10 protein-coding genes are annotated in these 9,234 nt (G+C 66.7%); 6 read left to right on the forward strand and 4 right to left on the reverse strand.

Features of this window, described 5'->3' with window-relative positions:
* Positions 1-248 precede the first annotated feature (248 nt).
* From AA309_RS30835 to mnhG, 6 genes are read left to right on the forward strand one after another with little or no spacing between them, the layout of a single operon-like run.
* Entirely contained in the window at positions 249-3,185 is a 2,937-nt protein-coding gene (locus tag AA309_RS30835; RefSeq protein WP_047192847.1) for a monovalent cation/H+ antiporter subunit A, read from the forward strand.
* Positions 3,185-3,529, forward strand: coding sequence for a Na+/H+ antiporter subunit C (locus tag AA309_RS30840; RefSeq protein WP_047192848.1), 345 nt, complete (start codon positions 3,185-3,187; stop codon positions 3,527-3,529). The genes AA309_RS30835 and AA309_RS30840 overlap by 1 nt, the downstream gene beginning before the upstream one ends.
* Complete coding sequence (locus AA309_RS30845; protein ID WP_047192849.1) at positions 3,526-5,151, forward strand: monovalent cation/H+ antiporter subunit D; 1,626 nt, start codon at positions 3,526-3,528, stop codon at positions 5,149-5,151. Before AA309_RS30840 ends, AA309_RS30845 begins: the two co-directional genes overlap by 4 nt.
* A complete protein-coding gene (locus AA309_RS30850; RefSeq protein ID WP_047192850.1) occupies positions 5,148-5,636 on the forward strand; it encodes a Na+/H+ antiporter subunit E in 489 nt (162 codons plus the stop codon). Before AA309_RS30845 ends, AA309_RS30850 begins: the two co-directional genes overlap by 4 nt.
* Positions 5,633-5,917, forward strand: a complete 285-nt coding sequence (locus AA309_RS30855; RefSeq protein ID WP_047192851.1) for a K+/H+ antiporter subunit F — start codon at positions 5,633-5,635, stop codon at positions 5,915-5,917. The genes AA309_RS30850 and AA309_RS30855 overlap by 4 nt, the downstream gene beginning before the upstream one ends.
* A complete protein-coding gene (gene mnhG, locus AA309_RS30860) occupies positions 5,914-6,276 on the forward strand; it encodes a monovalent cation/H(+) antiporter subunit G (RefSeq protein WP_047192852.1) in 363 nt (120 codons plus the stop codon). Before AA309_RS30855 ends, mnhG begins: the two co-directional genes overlap by 4 nt.
* Positions 6,277-6,476: 200 nt before the next feature.
* Here mnhG and AA309_RS30865 read toward each other — a convergent pair whose 3' ends face one another.
* The 4 genes from AA309_RS30865 to AA309_RS37070 all read right to left on the reverse strand — a co-directional run bounded on the left by AA309_RS30865 (position 6,477) and on the right by AA309_RS37070 (position 8,777).
* On the reverse strand, positions 6,477-7,331 hold the full coding sequence (locus AA309_RS30865; protein WP_047192853.1) for a universal stress protein: 855 nt from the start codon (positions 7,329-7,331) through the stop codon (positions 6,477-6,479).
* A gap of 77 nt (positions 7,332-7,408) precedes the next feature.
* Entirely contained in the window at positions 7,409-7,561 is a 153-nt protein-coding gene (locus AA309_RS35595) for a hypothetical protein (RefSeq protein ID WP_160310587.1), read from the reverse strand.
* Positions 7,562-7,618: 57 nt separating this feature from the next.
* Positions 7,619-8,041, reverse strand: coding sequence for a nucleoside diphosphate kinase regulator (gene rnk, locus AA309_RS30870; protein ID WP_047192854.1), 423 nt, complete (start codon positions 8,039-8,041; stop codon positions 7,619-7,621).
* Positions 8,042-8,105: 64 nt separating this feature from the next.
* The gene (locus AA309_RS37070) at positions 8,106-8,777 is read right to left on the reverse strand and encodes a GreA/GreB family elongation factor (protein WP_244470559.1); all 672 of its coding nucleotides are present in this window, start codon (positions 8,775-8,777) and stop codon (positions 8,106-8,108) included.
* Positions 8,778-9,234 lie beyond the last annotated feature (457 nt).

Consider the following 9,234-nt stretch of genomic DNA (forward strand, 5'->3'; position numbering starts at 1 on the left):
GCCGTCTCGGGGAAGCTCCTGCCTTGGTCCTGAGCAGGACCCGCTCCGGTCCTATCCTCAGATGGCCGCCCCTCCCTTGAGGAAAGCTGCCGGGCAGCATCGCCCGCCACCCGCCGGGCGAAGGGTCCAGGCGATGTTTTGCCGGAATCGCCGTTGCTTCGGGCATCCCCGTCAACCATATTGGGTGGCATAGCCCCCCAACTGGAGTTTCATCCGCGCTCCCCACCCGGAAGGAGATAGCTCAAACCATGTCCAGTGGCATGTCCCTCCTGGCCATCGTCGCCCTTCCTTTCGTCGGGAGCCTCGTTGCCGCCTTCCTGCGGCAGGATGCCAGGAACGGTGCGGCCTTCCTGGCCGGGACCATCGCCCTCTACGGCACCGTCCTGACGGCCTTCCAGTATCCGGCCGTTCACCAGGGCGTCGTCCTGCGCATCGGCATCGAGTGGCTGCCGACCCTCGGCCTCGACTTCACCTTCCGCATGGACGGCTTCACTTGGCTGTTTTCCATGCTGATCACCGGCATCGGCTTCCTGGTGGCGCTCTACGCCCGCTACTACATGTCGCCGGCCGACCCGGTGCCGCGCTTCTTCGCGTTCCTGCTCGCCTTCATGGGCGCCATGCTGGGTACCGTTCTGTCCGGCAATCTCATCCAGTTGGTATTCTTCTGGGAACTGACCAGCCTGTTCTCATTCCTCCTCATCGGCTACTGGCATCACAACGCCAGCGCCCGCGATGGCGCGCGCATGGCGCTGACGGTCACGGCCACCGGCGGATTGTGCCTGCTTGCCGGCATCCTGCTGATCGGCCACATCGTCGGCAGCTACGATCTCGACCAGGTGCTCGCCTCGGGCAGCCAGGTCCGCAGCAGCAGTCTCTATTTGCCGGCCTTGATCCTGGTCCTGCTGGGGGCGCTGACCAAGAGCGCGCAGTTCCCGTTCCACTTCTGGCTGCCGCACGCCATGGCCGCCCCGACGCCAGTCTCGGCCTATCTCCACTCGGCCACCATGGTGAAGGCCGGCGTGTTCCTGCTCACCCTGCTCTCGCCCGTGCTGTCCGGCACGGAGGCGTGGTTCTATATCGTGGTGACGGCGGGCCTCTGCACCTTGGTCCTCGGCGCCTATGCGGCCATCTTCCAGCAGGACCTGAAAGGCCTGCTGGCCTATTCCACCATCAGCCATCTTGGCCTTATCACGCTCCTGCTCGGGCTCGGCAGCCCGCTCGCTACCGTCGCGGCGATCTTCCACACCATCAATCATGCGACCTTCAAGGCGTCATTGTTCATGGCCGCGGGCATCATCGACCACGAGTCCGGCACGCGCGACATCCGGCGCCTGAGCGGCCTGTTCCGGTTCATGCCGATCACCGCCACCCTGGCGATGGTCGCGGCCGCCGCCATGGCCGGCGTGCCCCTGCTCAACGGCTTCCTCTCCAAGGAGATGTTCTTTGCCGAGGCGGCGGCGTTCCACGTCGACTCGCTTCTCGACCACTCCCTGCCCTACTTCGCCATGCTGGCGAGCGCCTTCAGCGTCGCTTACTCCCTGCGCTTCATCCATGGCGTGTTCTTCGGCCCGCCTGCAACCGACCTGCCCCGCAAGCCGCATGAGCCGCCGCACTGGATGCGGTTCCCGGTCGAGTTCCTCGTCCTGGCATGCCTGCTCGTCGGCATCCTCCCGGCGATGACCATCAAGCCCTTCCTCTCGACCGCCGTCCGGGCGGTCCTGGGGCCGGATACGCCTTACTACAGCCTTGCCGTCTGGCACGGCTTCAACGAACCCTTGCTCATGAGCGTGATTGCGCTCACCGGCGGCGTTATCCTGTACTGGCTGTTGCAGGGATATCTCGCGAAGGGCATCGACGGCTCTCCCCTGCTGCGCCGCCTCAAGGGCCAGCGCATCTTCGAGCGGGTGCTCGTCACCCTGTCATGGAAATGGGCGCGCTCACTGGAGCGCCAGTTCGGCACCCAGCGGCTTCAACCGCAACTGCGAATCTTGGCGGCCTTCGCGGTCCTTGCGGCCTTGTGGCCGCTCTACCGGATCGGCCTGGAAGCCGGTCCGCTTGCCGGCACCGCGTTCGACCCCGCCTTCCTCCTGCTCTGGATCGTCGGCGGCGTCTGCGCCGTCGGCGCGGCCTACCAGGCCAAGTTCCACCGCCTCGCGGCCATGGTCCTGCTGGGCGGGGCCGGGCTCGTCACCTGCATCACCTTCGTCTGGTTCTCGGCCCCCGATCTCGCCATCACCCAGCTTCTGGTCGAGATCGTCACGACCGTGCTGATCCTTCTCGGCCTGCGCTGGCTGCCGAAGCGATTCAAGGTTGCGGGCGAAGGCCTGTCGGCCGGATTCCAGGCAAGGATGCGCCGGGGGCGTGACCTGACCCTCGCCGTTGCGGCCGGCATGGGCATGACGCTGATCGTCTACGCCATGCTCACGCGGCCGCTTCCCGATACCATCTCGCGCTACTTCGTCGAGAACGCTTACTCCGAGGCTGGCGGACGCAACATCGTCAACGTCATCCTGGTCGACTTCCGTGGCTTCGACACCTTCGGCGAGATCGTAGTGCTCGCGGTCGTGGCCGTCACCGTGTTCTCCCTGTTGCGGCGGTTCCGGCCCGCTCCCGAGAGCGTCGACGCGCCGGAGCAGCAGCGGGTGCAGGATGCCTATGATGAGGCCAGGCCGGACCGCGCGGTCGGCGACACCCTCGCCGATTATCTCACGATTCCCGCAGTCATCATGCGGTGGCTCTTCCCGGTGATCATCATGGTCGCCGTCTACCTCTTCCTGCGCGGCCACGACCTGCCGGGCGGCGGCTTCGCGGCCGGGGTCACGATGTCGATCGCCCTTGTCCTCCAGTACATGGCGGGCGGAACCCGCTGGATCGAGGCGCGGCTGCGGATTCTTCCCATCAGTTGGATCGGCCTTGGCCTGCTCTGCGCCGCCCTCACGGGGATGGGCGCGTGGCTGTTCGGCTATCCGTTCCTGACCTCCTACTTCCAGTACCTGGACCTTCCCGCCATCGGCAAGGTGCCCGCAGCCACCGCGCTCCTGTTCGACCTCGGCGTCTTCGCGGTCGTGGTGGGCTCCACGGTGCTCATCCTGATCGCCCTGGCGCATCAGTCGGTCCGAACCCCGAGCTCCGCCCGGCCGCCACTCCCCGCCGAGAGGCCTGCCCTGACGAAGGAGAACGCATGATGGAGTTCATCTTCGCGCTGGCGGTCGGAATCCTGACCGCCTCCGGCGTGTGGCTCCTGCTGCGCCCGCGCACCTTCCAGGTCATCATCGGCCTGTCCCTGCTCTCCTATGCGGTCAACCTGTTCATCTTCGGCATGGGCCGCCTGCGGATCGGAGTGCCGCCGGTTCTCGAAAACGCCGAGGCCGTCGATCCGGCGTTCTACGCCGATCCACTGCCTCAGGCGCTGGTTCTCACCGCGATCGTCATCAGCTTCGCGATGACGGCCCTGTTCCTCGTTGTCCTGCTGGCCTCGCGCGGCCTGACGGGCACCGACCACGTGGACGGCCGGGAGGACGCGCAATGACGGGCATGCTCGACCATCTGATCATCGTGCCAATCCTGCTGCCGCTCGTCTCCGGCGCCGTGATGCTCCTCCTCGCGGAGCGCCGCCGCGCCCTCAAGGGTGGGATCGGACTCGCGACGACGGTCGCCCTGCTGATCGTCTCCATCGTCCTGCTGCGCTTGGCCGACACGTCTCCCGCAGATGGATCGGCCGTGAAGGTCTACCAGCTCGGCAACTGGCCGGCTCCCTTTGGCATCGTGCTCGTGCTGGACCGTCTTTCCGCCCTCATGCTGGTGCTGACCAGCGTGCTCGGCATCGCGGCGCTGCTGTTCTCGCTCGCGCGCTGGCATCGCGCGGGGCCGCGATTCCACACGATCTTCCAGCTCCAGCTCATGGGCCTCAACGGCGCCTTCCTGACCGGGGATCTGTTCAACCTCTTCGTCTTCTTCGAGGCGTTGCTCGCCGCCTCCTATGGCCTCGTCCTGCACGGGGACGGGATCGTCCGCGTCAGGGCGGGTCTTGCCTACGTCGCCATCAACCTGACGGCTTCCTTTCTCTTCCTCATCGGTGCCAGCCTGGCCTACGGCGTCACTGGCACGCTCAACATGGCGGATCTCGCCGCCCGCATTCCGGCTCTGTCGTCGGGGGATGCGGCGCTGTTCGCCGCTGCTGCGGCGATCCTCGGCACCGCCTTCCTGATGAAGGCGGGGGCGTGGCCACTCAATTTCTGGCTCCCGACGACCTATGCGGCCGCCTCCGCACCGGCCGCCGCCATGTTCGCAATCATGAGCAAGCTCGGCGTGTACGTGATCCTGCGCCTGTGGATGCTGGTGTTCGGCCCGGATGCGGGGCCGCTTGCCGGCTTCGGCGGCGGCTGGCTGCTCGTCGGCGGCATGCTGACAATCATGTTCGGCACGGTGGGAGTTCTGGCCTCGCAGTCCCTGTCACGGCTTGCCGGATGCAGCGTTCTCGTCTCGTCGGGGACGCTGATCGCCGCCGTCGGCACCGGAGACGGGGCGGTCATCGGCGCCACGTTGTTCTATCTGGTCAGCTCCACCCTGGGCATTGCCGCCTTCTTCCTACTCGTCGAACTGGTTGAGCGCATCCGCGACCCCGGGGCCGATGTGCTCGCCGTCACCATGGAGGCCTATGGCGAGGGCGAGGACGAGGGCTTGGCGGACGAGATCGGCATCGCCATTCCGGCGACGATCGCCACGCTCGGCGGCAGCTTCATCGCCTGCGCCCTGCTCTTGGCAGGCCTGCCGCCCTTCTCGGGCTTCATCGCCAAGTTCGCCCTGATGGCGGCGATGCTGGAAACGGACGGCACTGCGGTCCAGGCCTCGACCTGGACGATGATCGGCCTCCTGACCGTGTCGGGCCTTGCGACGCTGATTGCGATGACGCGGTCCGGCATCAGCAGTTTCTGGGCCCGCATCGACGACCGCGTCCCCCGGGTTCGGATCATCGAGATGGCCCCGGTGCTCGCCCTCCTGCTGCTCGCCCTCGGCCTCACCGTCGGCGGAGGGCCGACGATGCGCTACATGGAAGCGACGACGCAGGCCCTCCGGGCTCCGCAAGGCTACGTCACGGGCGTGCTGTCGACGGAGCGGGTCGGATCGGCCCAGGGACGAGCCAACCCATGAACTGGCTCCTGCCCTATCCCCTCCTGTCGGCCGCCCTGCTTGTCCTCTGGCTCCTGCTGAACCAGAGCGTCTCGGCCGGCCATGTCATCCTGGGAAGCGTCCTCGCGCTGCTGGCGGCATGGGCGATGGCGGCCCTGCGGCCCGAGAAGGCCAGGATCCGTCGCCCGGGCGCGGCCTTGCGGCTTGCGGGCTTGGTGCTGATCGACATCCTCCGCTCTAACCTCGCGGTCGGGCGGATCATCGTCCGCTCCCGGGAGCCGGGGGTGAATGCAGGCTTTTTGACCATTCCGCTCGACCTGCGTGATCGCCAGGGGCTTGCGGTCCTTGCCATCATCATCACGTCGACCCCGGGTACGATCTGGGTGAACTACGATGCCGCCAAGGGCACTCTGCTGCTGCACGTCCTCGACTTGGTCGACGAGACGGTGTGGGTCCGGACGATCAAGGACCGCTATGAGCGGCGGCTAATGGAGATCTTCGAATGAGCGCTCTCGTCATCCTCGGATGGGCCATCACCAGCGCCCAGGTCATGCTCGGCTTGGCGATGTGCTGCGTTACCTACCGCCTCGTCGCGGGACCACGGGCGCAGGATCGCATTCTGGGGCTGGACACCCTCTACGTGAACGCGATGCTGATGCTGGTCACGTTCGGAATTCGCACGGGCGGCACGCTGTATTTCGAGGCGGCGCTGGTCATCGGCCTCCTCGGGTTCGTCTCGACCTTGGCGCTCGCCAAGTTCCTCATGCGCGGCGAGGTGATCGAATGAACGCAGCAGGGAACCTGCCGGCCTGGGCCGCGCTGCTGACCGCCCTCTGCGTACTGGTCGGGGCAGCCGTCGCCCTGATCGGATCGCTCGGGCTGCTGCGGCTCGGCAGCTTCTACGCCCGCGTCCATGCGCCCACGCTCGGTACGACGCTGGGCATGGCAAGCGTCCTGGCCGGATCCGCACTCTACTTCAGCGTGCTTGAGGCGCGGCCCGTCGTCCACGAGATCCTGATCGCCGCGTTCGTCACCCTGACCACGCCGGTGACCCTGATGTTGCTCGTCCGGGCGGCCCTTTATCGCGACCGCACCGAGGGCAGCGGGGAGGTTCCGGGCGGAACATGGCGTCGCCCAAGGCGGTGACTGTCGGTCGGCTGACCTGGACATCCGCGACAGCGCCTGCTCCCTGCATGCGATCGGAGCGGGACAAGCATGCAAGGCGCTCGTGCAACGCGATTGCCGGGGTCGCCGGAACCAGATGGTACCGGGTCAGGAGAACGGTCGTCGCGATACAGGTCATGCGGGCCGCCACCCGGACGGTCTCCAGGGGCGGGCCTGTCGCCTCATCGGATTGGCGGGACGGCGAGGATGTCGACGTCGAGGGATCGCAGGACCTCCTCGGTCACGCTTCCCAGGAGCGCCTTGACGATGCCCGTGCGGCCGTGCGTCCCGATGATCAGGACATCGGGCTTCGATTGCTCCACCGCAGCGGAGATCACCTCGAACGGTGCCCCCTCCTCGATGCGCACCGACTGCCCGTGGTCATCGAGCCCGTTCGCGTCCAGGAACGCAGTCAGCTCCTTGGTGGCCCGCAGACGCTCATCGGCCACGTACCCGTCGATGGTGTCCGGGCTGAGCCCGGCATAGAACATCTGCCCTTTCGCCAGCGGCAGGAAGGCATGAACGAGCGCCAGCCGGGCACCGCCGGGCAATCCCAGGGCCATGCCGGTCCTGATGGCGTTCACGGATGTCCCGGACAGGTCGACCGGGGCCAGGGCCGTCCGGTAGGGCTGCTCCACCTCCCCGTTCACCATCAGGACCGGGAACGGACCCGTGCGGATCACGCGCTCAATGGTCGTTCCGACGAGGATGTCGAGCAGGAGCTGCTTGCGGTGGGCTCCCATGACCACGAGGTCCGCCGCCGTCGACGCCGCAGCGCGCAGGATGCCGTCGAACGGGTCGCCCGCGACGACAAGGGCGCGTGACGGGAGCCCGCGCAGCTCGCCGACCGCACCGATCTGCTCGCCGAGGATCCGGTTGGCCTCGCGCGTTTCGAGCGCGACCAAGTCCGTCGGCTGGTCGTCGTCGACGACGTGCACGAGGGTGAGCTCGGCGTCGCTGTCCCGCGCCATCAGGCCGGCTCGCCGCACGGCCCGCTGCGAGCGGGTCGAGAAGTCCGTCGCTGCCAGTATGCGCATGGGTTCGTCTCCTGTGGTTTCGGGGTCGGAGTTTCGTGCATGTCCGTCGCAGGGTAGCAGCGGCAGGGGAGCCGCCGCTACCCGATCTGGTCGATCACGAGCTTTCGGATCTCCTCGCGGGTCAGCGGGTTGGGTTGCGGGGCCCACGCCCGAACCACGACTGCCCTCGCCTCGGCTGGCCGCTGATCGCGCGACTTTCCGGTGGCTGGGATCTTGTTTTCGGCTTTCATGCTTGTTCTCCTTGGCTGCTTGGGAGCGTGTCCCTGCGGCATGTTGCGTTTCCGGGTTCAGGCGCTGATGCCGGCCATGCGCTCGGGCTGGAAACGCACCCGTTGCACCGTCACCTTGCGCCGCCCGCCGGTTGGCCCCTGCCATTCCATCGACTGTCCCTCCGACAGGCCGATCAGGGCCGCGCCGACCGGCGTCAGGACCGAGATCCGTCCGGCATCCCAATCCTCCTCGCCTGGATACACCAGGGTGGTGCGACGCACGTCGCCTGTGACCTCGTCCCGGTACTCGACCTCCGAATGCATCGTCACGATGTCCGGGCGGATGGTGCCGGGCGCCGCGATCATCGCGCGATCGAGTTCGTCCGCCAGCATCTTGGCGACGGTGCAGCGTTGGCCGTTGACCCCGGCGGTCGCGATCCAGGCCAGCCGGTCGTAATCGACCGTGGTGATGGTGATGGGAGGGACGGTTACCTGCTTCATCGTCTTCTCCGATGTGTCGCTGTGCTCCGCCATGAGAAAGCGGCAAGCATTGTGGGTGCCGGGATCAGGACCGTCCGCAGACGATGACCGAGACCGGATCGCTGGCCGGGAAGGTCTCCATCAGGGCCTCGTCCAGACGACGGTCGAGATCGTCCCGCGAGTTGCCGTCCCCGTTGTCCGATTGATCGGGTGCACCACGGGCAGGTTCGACTTCATCCGGCAGAAGCCTGAACCGGACATCCTCCACCACGACCTCGTGCGCCGGCTCGTCCCGGCTCGTCCGGAACGGCATCCGGTCGCCCACGCGAAGTCCGAGCAGGGCGATCCCCAAGGCCGTCAGCACGGACAGTTCCGCGCCCGGCCAGCGCAGGTCCTCCGGATACACCAGGACGTGCGCCCTCGGCTTTCCGCCGCCGTCGAGGCGGTACGTGACCTTCGCGTTGGTCGAGACCACGTCGTCCGGCAACGCGTCGGGATGACAGAGCGACGCCCGCCGCAGCTCCGACAGCAGGAACTCGCGATGCGGCCTGTGCCGCTTGTTCTCCAAGGCCGCGACGGACATGAGGCGGTCGTAGTCGTGCGTCGCGACGGTGACCGGCGGCAATTCAACGGTTCCGTTCATGGAATCCTCCTTTGCGGCGCCGACCCAGGCCTGCGGACGCACCGCCTTGAGGCGCGAGCGGCCGCTCTCACCCGGAATCGGGCTTGCTGAACTCGACTTTGCAAGATGTGTCATGACCCCGAACGACGGCGGCGCGAGGCGCCTGCCCGAGTTCGGGGTTCAGCGGCCTGCCAGAAGGCGGCCTCCGCGGAGGATGAGGATATGATGCGAAGTAATCATGACAATACAGACATAAGCATCAAAAGTTGATATTCAAGCACTGCGGCAAATGCAAAATACCTGAAGCCTTGAACCCAACTGTCCGACGGGTATTCGAAGGTCATCGTCGGACGGGTTTCATGGTTTTACATGCACATTTGCAGTATTTCGCCACGCCCGCATGGCGATCGGCGCGTCCCGACATGGCCGAGGGGCTGCTTCCGCGGCCATGTCGGCATGGATGTCGGCATGGATCGGTCCGGATGCCGCATCGGCGCTCCACGCCGCCGAGCAAGAACTCAGGGCATCCCGCAGGCAGCATCCATGCCGACATGACCCGGCACGGACATAGGCCGGCCATGCTGTAGAGCGT

The organism is Microvirga vignae, assembly GCF_001017175.1.
GTDB lineage: Bacteria > Pseudomonadota > Alphaproteobacteria > Rhizobiales > Beijerinckiaceae > Microvirga > Microvirga vignae.

What these genes read in the sequence shown, in the direction of transcription:
- AA309_RS30835 (WP_047192847.1), top strand. Translation starts at nt 249, where the DNA reads ATGTCCAGTGGCATGTCCCTCCTGGCCATCGTCGCCCTTCCTTTCGTC.
- AA309_RS30840 (WP_047192848.1), top strand. Translation starts at nt 3,185, where the DNA reads ATGGAGTTCATCTTCGCGCTGGCGGTCGGAATCCTGACCGCCTCCGGC.
- AA309_RS30845 (WP_047192849.1), top strand. Translation starts at nt 3,526, where the DNA reads ATGACGGGCATGCTCGACCATCTGATCATCGTGCCAATCCTGCTGCCG.
- AA309_RS30850 (WP_047192850.1), top strand. Translation starts at nt 5,148, where the DNA reads ATGAACTGGCTCCTGCCCTATCCCCTCCTGTCGGCCGCCCTGCTTGTC.
- AA309_RS30855 (WP_047192851.1), top strand. Translation starts at nt 5,633, where the DNA reads ATGAGCGCTCTCGTCATCCTCGGATGGGCCATCACCAGCGCCCAGGTC.
- mnhG (WP_047192852.1), top strand. Translation starts at nt 5,914, where the DNA reads ATGAACGCAGCAGGGAACCTGCCGGCCTGGGCCGCGCTGCTGACCGCC.
- AA309_RS30865 (WP_047192853.1), bottom strand. Translation starts at nt 7,331, where the DNA reads ATGCGCATACTGGCAGCGACGGACTTCTCGACCCGCTCGCAGCGGGCC.
- AA309_RS35595 (WP_160310587.1), bottom strand. Translation starts at nt 7,561, where the DNA reads ATGAAAGCCGAAAACAAGATCCCAGCCACCGGAAAGTCGCGCGATCAG.
- rnk (WP_047192854.1), bottom strand. Translation starts at nt 8,041, where the DNA reads ATGAAGCAGGTAACCGTCCCTCCCATCACCATCACCACGGTCGATTAC.
- AA309_RS37070 (WP_244470559.1), bottom strand. Translation starts at nt 8,777, where the DNA reads ATGACACATCTTGCAAAGTCGAGTTCAGCAAGCCCGATTCCGGGTGAG.